This window comes from Micromonospora sp. NPDC049204, from assembly GCF_040647935.1.
GTDB lineage: Bacteria > Actinomycetota > Actinomycetes > Mycobacteriales > Micromonosporaceae > Micromonospora.
Map to the genome: position 1 here is coordinate 122,446 of NZ_JBEZDC010000008.1, position 15,431 is coordinate 137,876.

Sequence of the window (15,431 nt, forward strand, 5' to 3'; positions counted from 1 at the left end):
AGGGCGGGACGGCATCTCGCCGGTGTTTCTGCAGTGTGCCGGGCACGAATTCCCGCGCCATAGCTCAGCTTGCCCGCTGTGGTTCCCGCAGCGCCGCTCGTGCTCCAGCCGCCGCGACCGCCGGTAGCGCCGCGACCATGGCGAGGGCAGCGGGCAACCCCAACGGCTGCCATAGGGCCGAGCACGTCGCCGCGCCCAACGCGCCTCCTACGAAGAACATGAGATTCAGAAGGCCAAGCGCGCCACCTCGTTGCCGAGGGTCAACGCGAGCCGTGATGGCGGCAGTCAAGTACGTCTGCGCGATGGCAAAGGCGGCGAACCCGGCAGTTGCTGCGAACATCAGCGTGGCAGGGCGACGGTTCCACGCGGCGAGCAGCATGCTGGCACTGAACAACATGGCCGCCGCAACCAGCACCTGGCGCCGCGTTAGATCGCCCGCTGCGTAGCCGGCAACGCGGGCCGCCACCGCAGCCACGATCGCCCCTGGCAAGAGCATCAGCCCGATGCTCCGAGCGCTGTACCCGAAGGCGGTAAGCAACTGCGGGACGGCGTACACGCAGGCGAACATCCCACCGTAGATACCAGCACCGCTCAGACCGGCGAAGAGGAAGCGTCGCTGGCTAATCACCTCGGAAATGAAGCCGTTGGGATGTCGCCCGCGATGCTGATCGAGAAGGAATGCGAGCGCGCACGTCCCCGCAAGAAGACCGGCAACGGACAGCGGCGTGAAGTGCAACGTGGCGGACTGAATCGTCAGGAGCAGCCCTGCTGCGGTGAGTGCCAGCAAGCCTGCACCCACCCAGTCGACCCGTGTCGGCAGTGACTGACGGGATTGGGCGAGCGGCCAGCACAGAGGGATGGCGGTAAGTGACAGCGCGGGCAGGACGAGCGCTGCTCTCCATGACGCGGTGACTGCCAGTGCCCCGGCCAACGGCGCGGTGGCAGATGACAGGGCCATCGCGGCACCGAGCCGGGCCAGGACTGCCGGCCGCTGCCCTGGCGGCCGGCCGGTGGCGAGCGTCAGGGCGGTGGCGGTCATCGCTCCCGATCCCATAGCGAGTACTCCGCGGCCCCCTACCGCCACGATGAGAACGGTCGCGAGCGCGCAGATCATCGCACCTGCCGCCAGTAACACCGCCCCAAGGCTGAGTACACGCCGCGGCCCCCAGATGTCGGTGGCCCGCCCGGCGACGGCGGCGCCCACGCCGAGGCCCAGAGCGTGGATAGTCAGGATCCATACGGCCGTTGCCGGCGCGGAGTGCAGCCCCTTGGCGGCGACGGGTAAGGCGACGGCCGCGGCGCTGACGCCGTAGATCGCCGGCCCGTAGAGGACCCCGAGGCGCCAGCCCACACTGGTCGCCGAGGCGGCAGTGGGTACGACTGTGGTTGCCATCAGGCGGCTCCTTTGCCGGACGCTAGACAGGAGGCGGCGGCGGTCGCCGGCCAGGGAAGTGCCGGCGACCGCCGCCGACCGTCACCGCTCGCTGGCGGGACGGCTTCGGGTCGACGCGGATATCCCGGCACCCGGATTCAGGAGGTCGTACGACCGGCGAGGCTGAACATCCATCACCGCCATCTGCCGTGACGCTGTGCCCACGGTGGGCCTGGCCGGCTGCGTTCCGGCCGGCAGGTCGCGCGGCGCCGGGTGGCGTCGCCGCCAGATCAGGGCCGCGACAGCGACCGCCGCCGGGAGGACCACCAATGAGCCACCACATACGGCAACCCCGCCAACGACAATCGCGCCCACAGCCGCGCCACCTCGGATCAGCGGCGACCCGAGGAGCCGTACCGCTGAGGCCAGCCCCAGCAGGGTGACCGATGCCACCAAAACTGAGAACAGGCGCATCAGCAGGTCCACGTCGACCACCGTCGGTGCGGCCAGCGCCGCGACAGCGACCACGGCCGCGCCGCCTGCCTGGACCGCGAGGCTACGCCGGGGCACACCGTCGACGCCGGTGACGGCGAACCATCCCGGAAACGCGCCGTCGCGGCCCAAGGCCGCGCCGGCGCGGGCCGCAGCGGCGATGAAAGTGAAGCACGCACCGAAGGTCAACAACAGCGCACAGAGCGCAGCCGCCGCCGTTGCGCCGACACCGGCCTGCGGGCCGAGTAGGCGCAGCAGTGGCACCTCGCTCTGACCGCCGGACGCGCCGAGCACGCCGACGGTGCAGATGGCCAGTCCGGCGTAGAGCAGCGCGATGATGCTCAGACTTCCGGCAGCCACGATCGGTAGCTGGCGGCGGGGGTGCGCGAACTCACCAGCCAAATGAGCGGCGGCTTCCCACCCACAGATCGCGACGAAGAGCACCGCGGCGGCGCTACCGATACCCGTGACGCCCTGCGGAGCGAACGGCGTGAACCGACTGGCGTCGATGTGCGGCACCGACACGACGATCACCGTGGCCAGCAGCGCGCAGAGGCCACCCGTGAGCGCTAGATGCAGGCGACCGGACAGGTGCAGTCCGACGAGATTCATTGCGTATGCCGCCGCGAGCATGCCGGCGGCGATCCCCGCCGCCCCGCTCGGCCCGACGCCCAGCACAGTGGCGGCGTACCGGGCGCCCGCCATCGCACCGGCGACCATGCCCATCGGCACGGCCGTGAAGAACCACCATCCGGCCACAGCCCCAGCCGTGGGTCCAAATGCGCGCTGGGTGAAGGTGGCCACCCCACCGGCGTCGGGATAGCGGATACCGAGGGCGGCGAACGCCGCCGCGATCGGCACCGACACGGCCAACATGGCGGCCCAGGCCAGCAGCGACGCCGGGCCGGCAGCGTGCATGGCCAGCGCGGGTAGGACGAGAACACCGGGCCCGAGCACCGCCCCGACATACAGGGCGGTGCCACGGGCTACACCGATGCGCCCGTTCACCGGGTCGCGTCCGGCTCGTCGGTGGCGCCGTCCTGACGGGAGCGGGTGGCGAGGGAGCGAAGGACCCGGGCCAGGCTGTCTCCCGACGGCATGCCCGGCTCGCCGAACAGGCGTGCTTGTTCGGCTTCGACGGGGCCTTGGACGCGGCGGGCCAGGTCCATGCCGGCCTGGGTCGGGCGAAGGACCACCCGCCGCCGGTCATCCTCCTGAAGGTCCCGGCGTACCAGCCCGCGGTCGACGAGCGACACGAGGGCGTTGGTCAGGGTGGCCTTGGCGATGCCAACCTCGGCGGCGGCCGTGCGGGTTTCGACCGCGCGGCGCGCACACACCAACACGAGCACGTCGTAGGTGGTCCAGGTCAGTCCCTCGTCGCGCAGGACGCCGCGTTCCACCTGAGCGCGCACGGTGTTGGCGGTGCGGACCAGCTGCGCCAGTGGCCCGGGCCGCGGTGGTGGCATCCGAGCGGCGTTGACCGGCGGTCGGTAGATGCCCGCGACTCGACGTGGCCGGCGGTCCGTGGCGGCGCTCATTGGATCCACCTGCGCCGTGCCGGGCGCCGGTTGGGCTTGCGGTTGCGGCGCTGGCCGACCTGTCCGCCGCGGTCCTGCGGCGGCGGCGGTTGCGGCGCTGGTCGGCGCGGACGCTCGATGTCTTCATCCTCGTCGTACATGTCTTCTCCCCCGTGCTGTTACTGATGACCTACCTGCCGGCTCCTACCAGCGCCTCACCCCCTCTCGTCGCCGAGCGGGGCGCCGCGTTGGCGCATGAACTCGACTGGGTTGGTGGAGTTGGAGGTGTCCAGGTCGCACCGCGATCCCGAACACACGCTCTGGTGGGTTTGGAAGTGCAGGTGCGGGCCGGACGAGTGGCCGCTGGTGCCGACCAGGCCAAGCGGCTGGCCGGCCTGCACGGTGTCGCCCTCGCTGACGTCGGGCCGGCGGACCATGTGGCAGTAGCGGGTGCCGTACCCGTCGGCGTGCACCAGGTCGACGTACCAGCCACACCCCTTGGTGGTGGGGCTGCCGTCGACGTCACAGTTGCCGGTGCTCGAGTCGCAGCCCGCCCACACCACTCGCCCGGCGCTGGCCGCGTGGATGACCGTGTTACGTGCTGCGCCCAGGTCGACTCCGGCGTGGAATTTGCCGTCACGCGGCCCGTAGCGGCTACCCACCGCAGCACCCAGCGGCGCCGTCCACCCCGACGCCGCCACCGTCACCGGGTCTGACGAGCAGTCGGCGAGGCTGGCCCCGGGTAGGTCGGCGATCGTCGCGACGCCGACGACCGCAGCAACGACCTGCTCGGCGGCGCTTTCATACTTGCCGTAGCGGTCGGGGAACGCCGAGACCTGAACGCGTTGCGCGGCGACGGTCAGCGGCAGGCTTTCCCACCGGCCGATGCGCTGCAGCTTCGTGTAGAACTTCGTGGCGGCGTAGACCGGGTCGATGATCTGCGCGGGTGTGCCCCACCCCTGGCTGGGGCGCTGTTGGAACAACCCGAGGGAGTCGCGGTCACCGCCGTTCAGGTTGTGCAGGCTCGACTCGACCATGGCCGTAGCCACGGCGATGACCCACCCGCGGGCCGGCACACCATTCGCCCGCCCCACGGCAACGATCTGCGCGGCGTTGCTGACCTGTTCGGCGTTCCACCGTCCCACCGCCTCGACGGCCCCGATGGCCGAGCGCAAGGGGCCGGTGGCGGCACACGCCGACGTCGGCGCAGGGTTGTTGAGCACCACCGCCACGGGCAGCCCACATAGCAGCAACGCGGCCACGATCGCTGCGCCGAGCCCGATCCATCCGCGGTTCACCGCGCCGCAGCCTCCTCACGGGCACCGAGCGTGGCCACCAGCCACCCGGCGTCGCTGCGCACACAGACCACCCGCAACACCCCGGCGTCGGTGCTGACATCGACGTCGACCCGCTGCGCCGTGGCCGCCGCCGCGCGGCCCGCGCCAGTAACCCGGGTGGCGGGCACGTTGGCCGGCTCCACCGTCGCGAGCAGATCGGCGTAGGCGGGAACGGCGTAGGGACGTACCCCTGCCAACCAGCTTTCGGCGGGAAGGTCAGGGCGCGCCCAGGCCCGCACGAACCGCAGCGCGGCTGTCACCGCCGCCGGATCGGCCGTTCCTGGCGTGGCCCGCAGAACGCCGTCGGGATCCGGAGCCAGTGTCTCGGTCGGCACCGCACCTTCGGGGTAGGGGCCGGTGGCCGGTGTGCTACCGCTCGGAGCGGGACCGCTCCCGGCACACGCGCTGAGCAGCAGCGTGGCTGCTCCCGCGATGGTCGCCCTGACGAAACGTGGTGTCACTGCTGCTCCTCCGGCGGGACCTGCTCGTCTGGCGACCGAAGCGCGGCGTTGAGTTGCTGTCCCAGCAGGCGCACCTGGTGGTGGATTTCCACGAGCTGCGGGCGCGCTTGCGGCTGGCCAGCCACGACCTCGACCAGAGCGTCGATGTCGTGGCGCAGCTGCTCCATGCCGACGCCGATGCGGGCCAGCGGAGCGCTGGCGGTGCGCACGGTGACACTCATTCGCCGACGTCGCGGGTGTAGTCCCCGTCGAGGTGTCCGTCGCTGGACCAGTCCAGCTCCGTCTCGCGCCGCGTCGTCTCGTCCAACTCTGTCCATTGCTGTCTGTCCTCCTGTTGGTCGTCGCGCCGGTCGTGGCGCGCGTTGTGTATTTCGGCGATGTAGTCCTGGAGCGAGTCGACGCCCTCGCGCAGCCCGAACAATGCGGCTTCGAAGCGTTGCCAGTCCCAGACGTTGGTGACCTCTGCCGGCTGAGTCATGTCGTCCCTCCTTCTGGGTGCGCCGGCGCCGCACGCTGCCGTGCGGCGATGTCGTCGGTGACGGCCTGTTCGGCGTTGTCGGGCCACGGTGCGGACCAGACGGCGTCGGCGCTGCGGGGTGTGTGGTTCCCGTGGCGACAGCGGGTGCTGTCCCATGCCTGCCACCGGTGCCGTGCCCGGTGCAGCGCCTCATGCCAGCGCAGCGGCGCGTCCGGGTCGGCTTTGCCGGAGTACGCGTGGTGCCAGGACACGCTCAGCGCGGTCAGCTCCTCGACCAGGGCCGGGTGTGCTGGCCAGCACGCGCCGAGGTCCTGGGCGAGGCCGTAGCGGTCGACGAGCCACCGCGTCCAGGCGATCAGCCACGCCCACAGTTGCCGCGCGGCATCGGCGTCCACGTTCCGCCAGCAGTGGCCCGCCGGTGCCCATGCCGCGTCACCGTCGATCGCCTCGACGCGTTCACCGAGTGCGACGTGCGCCTCGGCGAGGCGTTCTACGCTGACACGCAGCGAGTCGATGAGTTCGGCAAGCTCAGCGATCGCCCGCTGCTCTCCCGACGCCTCGGCCGGGACATCGAACAGGAACGCGCGGTCGGTCATCAGCGGCGCCGCCCTTCGAGTCGGGCGGTGAACGCGGCCTGGGCGGCCTTGAACCGATCGGCGTCGGGGCGCTCCCACCACGCCGGTTGCACGACTTCGACCGGGGGCATGTTGCCGAGCAGCACGAGGGCGTGGCCGGTCGGCAGGGTCCGCAACTCGGCGAGGTCGAGCAGGTTCTCCCGTCGAGCGTTCTCCTGCACGCTGGCGCGCCCTCCACCCCAACTGGCAGCCGACGACAGCTCCTGCACCTGCCCGAGCAGGGACTGCGCGTCCTTGAGTGCCGCCACGTCCTGCGTGCCGCCCATCACGAAGCGGGCGTTCGCACCGTCGCGCAGGGCTTGCCCACCGTCGCGGCCCCACCGCTCCTCCAATTGGTGGGTGTTCTGGCAAGAGATCGACAAGGCGATACCAGCGCCACCGCCCTCAGAGGCCAGCGCGGGCAGCGACGGCAACGGCGCGATGTTCGTGATTTCGTCGCCGATCAGGTACAGGCAGGGCTCTACCCGCCCGCCCGGTGCGACGAAGGAGCGTTGCAGGGTGCGGTAGATGATGTCCTCGGCGATCGCGCTGAACAGCGGCGCGATCAGCGACTGCCCGCTGCGGGTGCCGACCAGATATAGGGTGCCGGACTCATCCAGCCACTGCTCGGGCTGGAACTGCTCGCCGCGCGGTGGGGAGCAGGCGCGCAAGATCCGGGCGTTGCTGAACGGATCCAGGGCTCCGAAGACGACCGACTGGATACTTTCGCGGCCACGGCCGGTGGACTCGCGGTGGAATGCCAGCCGGTCGGCCCACGCGGTCTGCTGGTGATGGCGCAGGATCCGCTCGGCCCGCGGGTCGCTGGGGTTGGCCGCCCAACTGGCCACGTCGGTCAGGGTGGCCTTTTCATCAAGAGCGGCGGCGTGCAGCAGACCGCGGATGATCGATGCCGCCTGATCCTGGAAGTATTGGCCGTTTTCTACATCACCCTTGAGGCCGGCGCCGGCGGCGAAGCCCTTCGCGCGCAGCGCCGCGATGTCGGGATCGTGTGCCCCCTCGATCGGTGACCACCGCAGCCGGGGCAGTCCAGGTACCTGCTCCTGTGGTTCGAAGATCCATGTCGGCCCAACCTCGGCGCGCAGGTAGTAGGTGACCGCGGCGACGTCGAGGCGGGTGGAGGTGGAGATCACTGCCCCTCGGGCGTCCGCGACCCGGGGGACGATGTAGCGCGACGTCTTGTTGGCGAACCGGGCGGCTCCTGCGAGGAGCTCGGTGTACTCGTTGGCGAGGTACAGCGGCTCCCCGGTTAGCGCGTGGTGCCCCAGGAACCGCGCCACCTCCAACGGGTCCTTGCGGCGCTGGGCCTTCGCGTGCGCGCTCTCGGGGCGGTCGGTCGCTCGAATGGTCAGGCCAGGCCGAAGGACGTCGACGCGCCGAAGCACCGCCGACGCGGTTACCACCCGGTCGAGGTCCTTTCGGCTGGCGAACCCTCGCCGCTGCACCCGCCGCTGAACGAGCCGGATCGCCGGCATGCCGAGGCCAGCGAAGGCTCCTATGAACAGGCCGAACCACAGCACGTACAGCAGCGCGGTCGGGGGCAGGTCCGCCTGGGCCGCGGTGGGCCATGCCGCCGCCGGGTCGCCGCCGTTGAGGATCATCCGCCCGGCAATGCCGGGCGCGTCCGTCGGCGAGGTGTCCGGCCACGTGGCGTGGGTGAGCACGCCACCGACCTGCCCGGCCAGCCACAGAGTGAAGGTGCCCAGCAGCGTGCAGAACACGGCAATGCCCAGCAGAACCAGCCGGGCCAGGATGTCGGCGCGTGGCATGCCGCGGCGCGGCAGCCGGCTTCCGGGGGACATCAGCGAGCCGGCCATCAGCGCACCTGCCCCACCGCGGCGGACTCCCGCGCCTCGTACTCGGAGTCGGTCAGCTCCCGCGGTTCGTTCTCGGGGTTGTCGCGCATCCGGCTGTCGGTGTCGACCATGGCCTGCTCGACGCTGGAGAGCTGGTGCTTGACGACGTAGGAGCGCAGTCCGACCTTCCACAACCCGACGCCACGGCGTAGGTGCAGCAGCAGATCGGTCTCCACATCGGTGGTGCCCAAGAATTCGCGGGCGGCGTCCAACGAGCCCGGCGCCTGCCGGTAGGAGACCCGCACACCGGTGTCCTCGATGAGGCCCCGGGCGATACGGACCTGCTCGGAGTCGGCGCTGCCACTGGCTGCCAAATCCGAAAATCGGTGAAACGCCAGGATGTTCTCCGTGCCCAGCGCCCTGGCCAGCTTCATCTGCTCGCGCATCCGCCGTATCAGGCCGAGGTGACGGGTGATCAGCGCGAACTCGTCATACAGGCACACCCTCGGTGGGGCGTCGGGGCGGGTGAGTTCCGTCTCCAGCCACGACTGGGCGCAGGTCATCGCCATCGCCGTCATCTGATCGGAGGTCCGCACCGCCCGCAGGTCGAGGATCGCCCCCGGCTGGTCGAAGTCCACCGTCAGCGTCGCAGCAGTCGGTGCGTCGAAGATTCCGCCGAGGACGCCGGTAATCAGCCGCTCCAGGGCCAGCCTGACACGTCGGCTGTCGACGGCGAACTGGTCGACGTCGTAGTTCACCCCGGCGAGGCGGTGCGCCCACGCCTGCGGGTCACCCATCGCCGCGAGGACCAGCGACAGGGTCGGAGTGGCCAGCCGTTCGGCGCTGGTGCCGTCGTCGCTGTGGGTCACGGCGTCGAGGGCGTATTCGATCAGCGAGCGCTCTGCCTCGCTGAGGGCACCGCCGAGTTGAATCTCGAGGAGCCCTTCGAGCAGCAGCAGCCGGCGGGCCCGCTGGATCTGCAGCCACTCCGGCTCGGCCTGCCCCGGCTGGCGGCGGATGCCCGCCAAGGGGTTCATCACGACACCCGCGCCGGGGCCGACGCGCACCGGGCGGATCCCGGCAGCTTCGGCGAGGGCGTCGTACTCGCCCTTGACATCGACGACGAAGAATCGGGTGCCGAATGGGATTCCCCGGAACGCGATGCTCTTGAGCAGCGACGACTTCGCCGAGCCGATCTCGCCGGTGACCACCATGTTCGGTGCGCTGAGCAGCCCTGCCCGGTACAACTCCCGCATCGAGAACACGAACCCGGTCCGGGAGTACACCTCCTGACCGATCAGCGGTCCGTCCACCCCGAGGCCGGGGTCGGCGACGAACGGATACACGCTGCACAGCTGCGCGCTGGTGGTGACCAGCGGCGGTAGCCGCAGCCGCCAGAACGCGCGCCCGGCGGCGCGGCCCAGGGCGCCGCGCCCGTCAACCGGCGGTGCGCCCAGCAGCCGCTCCGATGTCCGGCGCAGGGCGCGCTGTTCGCGTTCCAGTTCGGCCTGGGCCGCCGAGAGATCCCGCCGGTCTGCGGCCTGTGCGATGCGGTGCGCGAGTGATCCTTCTCGTTGCACCCGTGCGCGGCTCACGCGAACCATCCCCGCATCGGCTTGAGCCCGCGGGCCAGGGGAAGCGCCCCGGCGATAAAGCCCTGGTCCTGTTCGCCGTAGAGCACCACCGCCTGGCAGCCGGTGCGGCCCAGCACCCGTTTGATCGCGCGCACGTCATGGCGGAGTTGCTCTTCGCTGTCGGCGGTGACGGTGACGACGATCGCGTAGCGGTAGCGCACGTGCCCGGCCGCCTGTTCCCGGTCGACCTGCTCCACCGAGCGGGCCTCGTCGTCCTCTCGGGCGGTGCGCACCAGACGCATCTTGCGTTTGGTGATCTCGTCGCCGGCGCGGGCGACCTTGTCGCGGCGGGTGGCCAACTGGGCGAGCTGCGCGGGTACCGGCTCGGCGATGACCGTTACCGCGCGTCGGCCGACGGTGCGGGTGAACAGGGCGGTCATCCACGTCATCGCGACCGGTTGACGCGGCATCTCGTAGACCCACAGGCTCTGGGAGAACCCGGAGTCGTGGCGGTAGGACGACCAGCCGATATTCTCGGCGGCAATCGGCCCGGCCATATGCGGTGCCACCCCGGGGGTGGCCGCAGCCCGCATGTCCACGTGCGGCTGGTCCTCGGGGTCGAACTGGGTGCGCAGCACTGCCGCGTACTCCCGGGGCGTCAACCAGCCGACGGTGTCGACGCCGGCCTCCGCGACCGCGGCCTGCACCCCGCCGAGCTTGTCGAGCACGACGGTGGCGATGGCCGCATCGGTGCCGCCCGCGTCGGTGATCTCCGCCGATAGCTTCTTGGTGTCGAACACGACGCTGAGGTACACCTCGTGGCGCTGCGTCGACGGCGCCGCCGCGGCGGTCAGTTCCGCCAGCGATCGGTACGCGCGAGTGTCGGTGTCGACCGCTTTTTGCACCAGGTAGCGCTGCGCCCGGTTAGCGGAGTCCGGAACTGCGCGGGCCGTCAGCGCCCACCTGGCCAGACCACTGTCGGCGTACTCGGTGCCGAGCAGGTTCAGCACGTCCGCCCACGCGGCTAGACGCTGCTGTTGCACCGATGTGTCGGCCAGGACCAGGTTGCTGCCCGCGCAGAGCAGGGCCGCAGTGACGGTGCCCTCGCGGCGGTGGTGCAGTAGCCCCACCTCGGTCAATCCGTCGGCAGCCACCGCCGGCAGCCAGCGGTAGCCGGCGGCAGGACCGGGCAGATGCAGATGCGCGCTGCCCGGGGTGGCGGCGAAGGCACCACCCCGGTAGCGATCCTGACGGGCGGCGCGCTGCGCCAGCGCCCCGGCGACGATGGGCGCCCACTCGGTGACCCGCCGCCCGCGTAGCCGCAGCAGGCCCACCGTGAGCAGGAGCAGCGCCGCGAGCAGCATGCCACCGGCAGCACCCTGCCGGCCGGTCGCGAGCAGGTTCGCGGCGACGACTAGGCAGATCACGCCGGCGACAGCCGTGCCGATCTGCCCCGCCGAAAAGCCCATGATCGAGCCACGCGTGGACCGCGGCGGAAACTGGAACTGGGTCACCTGGACTCCTCACCTAGACCGGGACGATGGGTACTTCGGCGGCGCCACCCGCAGCGGCGCTACCCGCGCGACCTGCCCCGGCGCCGGAGGCGGCACCGCCCTGCGAAGGCTGGCCTGAGCTGGACGGCCCGGCTGAGCCTGCGGCTGGGCTGTGCCCGGACGCCTCTGGCGTCGGAGCCGCAGGTGACGGCGAGTTGGCGGCAGAAGGTGCACCGGTCGGGGTGGTGGCGCCCCCGCCGCTCGTGGCCTGCGGGGCGTCCTCGCCCTGCGAGCTGCCGGCTGCCGCGCCGGTGGCCTTCTCTCCGATGGCGTTCGGTGTGACCGGCAGTGCGGGCTGTCCGCTGGCGTCTCCGGGCGCGGTGAGCTGTCCCTCCGCCACATCGTGTTGAGCGGTGCGGGAGTCGCGCTCGATCCCCTCAGCTTCTTGGCCGTTCTCTCCACCGTCGTGTTCAGCTCCCGGTTCACCGCTTGGCTTTCCGACCTGGTTGCCGTCGCCGCTTCCTTGCAGCGCTTCCACCGCCTCGGGAACGGCGCTGGGCCGCGTGCCGAGCGGGCCAGCACCGCTGGTGGGGTTTGTCGGGATGGCGTCGGCGTTGCCCTGCATCAGAGATGCGGCGTCTGGGCCGCCGCCGCTGTCGCCTCCACCGCTGAGTGGATCGGCCAGGCGGCGGGCGGCGGCGTCCATACCGACCGCGCCGGCAGCGGAGGTCAGGAAGCCTCGGGCGTCGACGTCGGCCAGGTAGCCGTCCCACATGCTCGTCAGCCGCAGCAGAATCCACGGCGCGAGCACCATCAGGATGATCATGAACATGCCGCGCAGCACGTTGAGGACGTTGTCGCTCTCGTAGGTGCTGCGTGTGCCGTAGATCCACAGGGCGGCGATGAAGAACTTCGAGCTGGCCAGGGCGTTGCAGGTCCAGAACCACTTACGGCCCCACGAGCGCGTCTCGGCCATCACCTGACCGGTCATCGCCATCGCCCCGAACAACGCTGCCCCGGCGGCCAGCAGGGAGCGGAACAACAGCATCACGAACACCAATACCAGCCCGATCACGCTGATCACCGCGACGACGAAGGCCAGCAGGATCGTGCCGGTGTCCGCGGTGAGCGCGTTGAGCGCGTCCACCCACATGCTCGGCTGCCAGTCGCGTTCCTGATTGCGGGCGATCAGCGCCACGGTCGCCTCGTCCCACGCGGCCATCAGGATGTAGGCGATGCCGCCGGCGAACGCGATCCCGAACATCGCGCGCACCAACCCGCCGAGGGTGGCCAGGGGCCCGGGGCCGTTCATGCGCAATCCGTTGATCGCCGTGGAGATGAGGAAGATGAGCAGCACCATCAAGATCAGTACGCCGGAGATGTCGTTGTAGACGTCGTAGAACGGCTCGTCCGGCACGGCGGAGGACTGCTCGAACACCACCTCGGCCAGCTTGCTCAACGCCCAGGCGAAACCCGCCACGGCAATGTCGGCCAAGCCTTCGAACCCGGACCGAGCGATATCCTTGGCCTTCTCGTCGACTCTGCAGCTCACACTGAACTTGCAGCCCTCGGGCTTGACCGACGAGAACGGCAGCAGCGACGTACGCAACGCTTCGCATCGATTTTTCTTGGCGGTCCACCGGTCGGCGTTGCCCGCGTCCTCGGCGGCGCTGTCGGCGAACCGCTCGCACCTCACGGGCGAAGCGCCGTCTTTCGGAGACTGATCGTCGAGCACCGACACCGTGTCCGCCGGCGGCGGTGACTGCAGGGTGAGCGATACGGCGTCGCAGCGTTCCTGCTCTACAGCGCCGACGGCCTTACCGCAGTCGGTGATCCACCCGTCGCCGGACTCCCATTCCGCCCACGGAAGGCACCAGTTCACCTGCGGTCTCGCCTGCTCGTGCGGCCCTGACAACTGCCCGCTAGACGACGGCGCACGGCACGGCTTGGCGGGGGCGGACGGAGCAGGCGTCGGGGCGGGTGCTGCCGCAGCAGATTGCGCTGGCACTAGAGCGCCAACCAAGGCCAGCACGCTGATCGCCACGCCGATCCCCCGCCGGCAAGCGTTGCCCCAGGACATGAGATCAGACCGTCCCCGGCACCCACGAGCGACCGCTGAGCACGTCGAGCAGCGGTTGAGTGTCGCGCGGACCGCCGTCGCGTCGTGTGCCGCGCTGATCAGGCGGAGGTACCGGCAACGGCCGCTGCGCGGCCACCACACGCCAACGGTCGAGCGTCCACCGCACCGTCACCGACTGCACGTACCAGCCACCCGCCAAACCCGTCTCCGGGCCGGCGACCACGCCATCGGTCGCTGACCCACTGAGCGCGCAGAGCAGCAGCCGCGCCGTGACCTCGGCGCCCTGCTGCACCCGTGCGTCAACGTCCGCGTCGGGCACCCACACCCGAGCAGCCACGGTCTGGGAGATCCCCTCACCGTCGGCCGACGGTGAGCCGGCACCCATCATCTCGGCCACCGCCGGGCCCGAACCGTCGACTGCGATCGTGTCGATCAACGCCTGCCGCTCGACGTCCGGGCGGCCCGCTGCGACGGGCACCGCCACCACGTACGCCGCCGCCGCGTCACCGGCGCCGCGAGGCGTGCCAGCGAAGCCAACCGGCACTCCCCGGACGAGACGGTCGCCGTAGCGCTCCGGCGCACTGTGCCCGGGCACACTCCGCTCAGGTGCGCTCGCGCGGCCCGCAGCGAAGACGGCACCCCCTGCAACCACCGCGCAGAGAAGCAGCGAAACTACGGCCGATCCGCGTCCGCCGTCGGTTGCCTTGTAAGTTGCTCCCGGCACGCGGGGCACCCCCTAAATCTCGCTCAACAGGAAGCCGATGATCGATGTCGCCGACCCCACGACGATCGCCACGAGACCGGCCTTCCACATCATCGATTTGCCTCGATCGCTGATGATGTGCGCGCCGAAGATCGGTCCGATGCCGAACGCGATCGCGCCGGCCGCGAGACCGGCCACGGCGGAAATCACGCCGAGGAACAGCGCGGCGTTTGCCAACTTGTAGAACAGGTCCGAACGCGGCACTGCCGCCGGGTCAGGGCTGATCCGACCGAAGTCGAAGCCCCCAGATGGCGACGGCGTCGGCGTCGGATCCGGTGCCAACGCGGCCACCACCGAAGGCATCCGCACCGTCATCACGGCAGCTACCCAATGCACGATCACAACTAGTTCCTCCCCCGTGTGAAGTCACCGTCCTCGGGCGACAGACGCCCCCTCGCGTGATGGGCCAGGATCAGCGGGGCAGTGTTCGACGACGATTGAGGCGACCTCGGTCAATGCGGTCCGCGTGGCCTTGCTCAGCGACCGCGGATCGAGCGGGTCAGGGCGTGCGAGCACTGGATCGAAGGGCACCCGGACGAGATGCGTCGCCGCTTTTCGCGCCAGGTGCTCGACGGCGCGAACTTCCCGAGCGGTGGAGTGTGTGGTCGTCATGACCACCACCACCGCCGACTCCGCGACCTGATCGAGTCCCGCAGCGCGAAGGTGCGCCAGCAACCGCATGGTGTGTTGCAACGCATCTACGGTCGCGCGGGTCACCAACACCGGTACCGTCGACCACCCCAGCGCCCGCCACGTCGGCGTATTGTCCGCCGCAGGGAGATCCAGCAACGCCATGGCGTAAACCGACCGCAAATGGCCGATCACACCGAATGTCTCCGGCCAGGTAGTTGGGCGCCGCTGCGCCGTCATCTTGCTCTCACCGACCAGAACGCGCAGGTCAGTCGGCCCTTGCTGCATCAACCCCTCAGCGACCAGAGGGTCAGCCAACCGCTCCTCCGCGGCCGCAGCATCCCACGTCGATGCGGAGTTGCCCCGGGCCACACGATGGCCCAGCCCACCCCACGCACGCCCGGTCGCGTCCATCGCCACGATCGGAGCAGGGCTGGCAAGCGCCAGCACACCACCGAGCGCCGCCGTGAGCGTCGATCGACCGACACCGCCGTCCGCAGACGACAGGGCCACCAAGGGACACCCCGCCCGCAGCGACGCCGCACGCAGCCACAGCGACTCCACCTGACTGCCGCCGCCGAACTCGCGGGGAATCTCCCGCGGGGCCCGCTCCGCTGCCCGCGCCCACCACAGGTCGCTCTCCACAGCCGCAGCTGGCGCGACAGATCGGCCGGGTCCGCCTGGCGGAGCGGGTGATGCCCGCTCCGCCAGCGCCCCCCACTCGCCGGTCTCCGGCACCTCCGAAGAGGTCCCGGAGCCGGCGAGGTGGCCTGATCGGTCAGTCGATAAATCTGACACGTCCGCCT

15 protein-coding genes are annotated in these 15,431 nt (G+C 70.6%); all 15 read right to left on the reverse strand.

The genetic code is table 11. The annotated features are described in order from the left end of the window. Positions 1-64: 64 nt before the first annotated feature. The 15 genes from AB0A90_RS17480 to AB0A90_RS17550 all read right to left on the reverse strand — a co-directional run bounded on the left by AB0A90_RS17480 (position 65) and on the right by AB0A90_RS17550 (position 15,270). A complete protein-coding gene (locus tag AB0A90_RS17480; protein ID WP_357248357.1) occupies positions 65-1,393 on the reverse strand; it encodes an MFS transporter in 1,329 nt (442 codons plus the stop codon). 81 nt (positions 1,394-1,474) lie between these two features. Next, positions 1,475-2,872 carry an amino acid permease gene (locus AB0A90_RS17485; protein ID WP_357248359.1) on the reverse strand — a complete coding sequence of 466 codons (1,398 nt, stop codon included), beginning with the start codon at positions 2,870-2,872 and terminating at the stop codon, positions 1,475-1,477. Continuing rightward, positions 2,869-3,402: a MarR family transcriptional regulator gene (locus AB0A90_RS17490; protein ID WP_357248362.1), complete on the reverse strand. Its 534-nt coding sequence runs from the start codon at positions 3,400-3,402 to the stop codon at positions 2,869-2,871. Before AB0A90_RS17490 ends, AB0A90_RS17485 begins: the two co-directional genes overlap by 4 nt. Before the next feature lie 194 nt (positions 3,403-3,596). Further along, positions 3,597-4,679, reverse strand: coding sequence for a M23 family metallopeptidase (locus AB0A90_RS17495; protein WP_357248365.1), 1,083 nt, complete (start codon positions 4,677-4,679; stop codon positions 3,597-3,599). Beyond that, positions 4,676-5,179: a hypothetical protein gene (locus tag AB0A90_RS17500; RefSeq protein ID WP_357248366.1), complete on the reverse strand. Its 504-nt coding sequence runs from the start codon at positions 5,177-5,179 to the stop codon at positions 4,676-4,678. Before AB0A90_RS17500 ends, AB0A90_RS17495 begins: the two co-directional genes overlap by 4 nt. Then, positions 5,176-5,400 carry a hypothetical protein gene (locus tag AB0A90_RS17505; RefSeq protein ID WP_357248369.1) on the reverse strand — a complete coding sequence of 75 codons (225 nt, stop codon included), beginning with the start codon at positions 5,398-5,400 and terminating at the stop codon, positions 5,176-5,178. Before AB0A90_RS17505 ends, AB0A90_RS17500 begins: the two co-directional genes overlap by 4 nt. Continuing rightward, a complete protein-coding gene (locus AB0A90_RS17510) occupies positions 5,397-5,657 on the reverse strand; it encodes a hypothetical protein (protein ID WP_357248372.1) in 261 nt (86 codons plus the stop codon). Before AB0A90_RS17510 ends, AB0A90_RS17505 begins: the two co-directional genes overlap by 4 nt. Continuing rightward, a complete protein-coding gene (locus tag AB0A90_RS17515) occupies positions 5,654-6,253 on the reverse strand; it encodes a hypothetical protein (protein WP_357248375.1) in 600 nt (199 codons plus the stop codon). Before AB0A90_RS17515 ends, AB0A90_RS17510 begins: the two co-directional genes overlap by 4 nt. Beyond that, positions 6,253-8,106 (reverse strand): TraM recognition domain-containing protein, encoded by a 1,854-nt coding sequence (locus AB0A90_RS17520; protein ID WP_357248378.1) that lies wholly within the window; start codon positions 8,104-8,106, stop codon positions 6,253-6,255. Before AB0A90_RS17520 ends, AB0A90_RS17515 begins: the two co-directional genes overlap by 1 nt. Continuing rightward, positions 8,106-9,680: a hypothetical protein gene (locus AB0A90_RS17525; protein WP_357248380.1), complete on the reverse strand. Its 1,575-nt coding sequence runs from the start codon at positions 9,678-9,680 to the stop codon at positions 8,106-8,108. Before AB0A90_RS17525 ends, AB0A90_RS17520 begins: the two co-directional genes overlap by 1 nt. Beyond that, positions 9,677-11,173, reverse strand: a complete 1,497-nt coding sequence (locus AB0A90_RS17530; protein WP_357248383.1) for an SCO6880 family protein — start codon at positions 11,171-11,173, stop codon at positions 9,677-9,679. The genes AB0A90_RS17525 and AB0A90_RS17530 overlap by 4 nt, the downstream gene beginning before the upstream one ends. Positions 11,174-11,186: 13 nt before the next feature. Continuing rightward, positions 11,187-13,034, reverse strand: coding sequence for a hypothetical protein (locus tag AB0A90_RS17535; RefSeq protein ID WP_357248385.1), 1,848 nt, complete (start codon positions 13,032-13,034; stop codon positions 11,187-11,189). A gap of 202 nt (positions 13,035-13,236) precedes the next feature. Beyond that, on the reverse strand, positions 13,237-13,827 hold the full coding sequence (locus tag AB0A90_RS17540; protein ID WP_357248388.1) for a hypothetical protein: 591 nt from the start codon (positions 13,825-13,827) through the stop codon (positions 13,237-13,239). Positions 13,828-13,968: 141 nt separating this feature from the next. Further along, positions 13,969-14,337, reverse strand: a complete 369-nt coding sequence (locus AB0A90_RS17545; protein ID WP_357248391.1) for a hypothetical protein — start codon at positions 14,335-14,337, stop codon at positions 13,969-13,971. A 24-nt stretch (positions 14,338-14,361) separates the two neighbouring features. After that, positions 14,362-15,270 carry a hypothetical protein gene (locus AB0A90_RS17550; protein WP_357248394.1) on the reverse strand — a complete coding sequence of 303 codons (909 nt, stop codon included), beginning with the start codon at positions 15,268-15,270 and terminating at the stop codon, positions 14,362-14,364. Positions 15,271-15,431 lie beyond the last annotated feature (161 nt).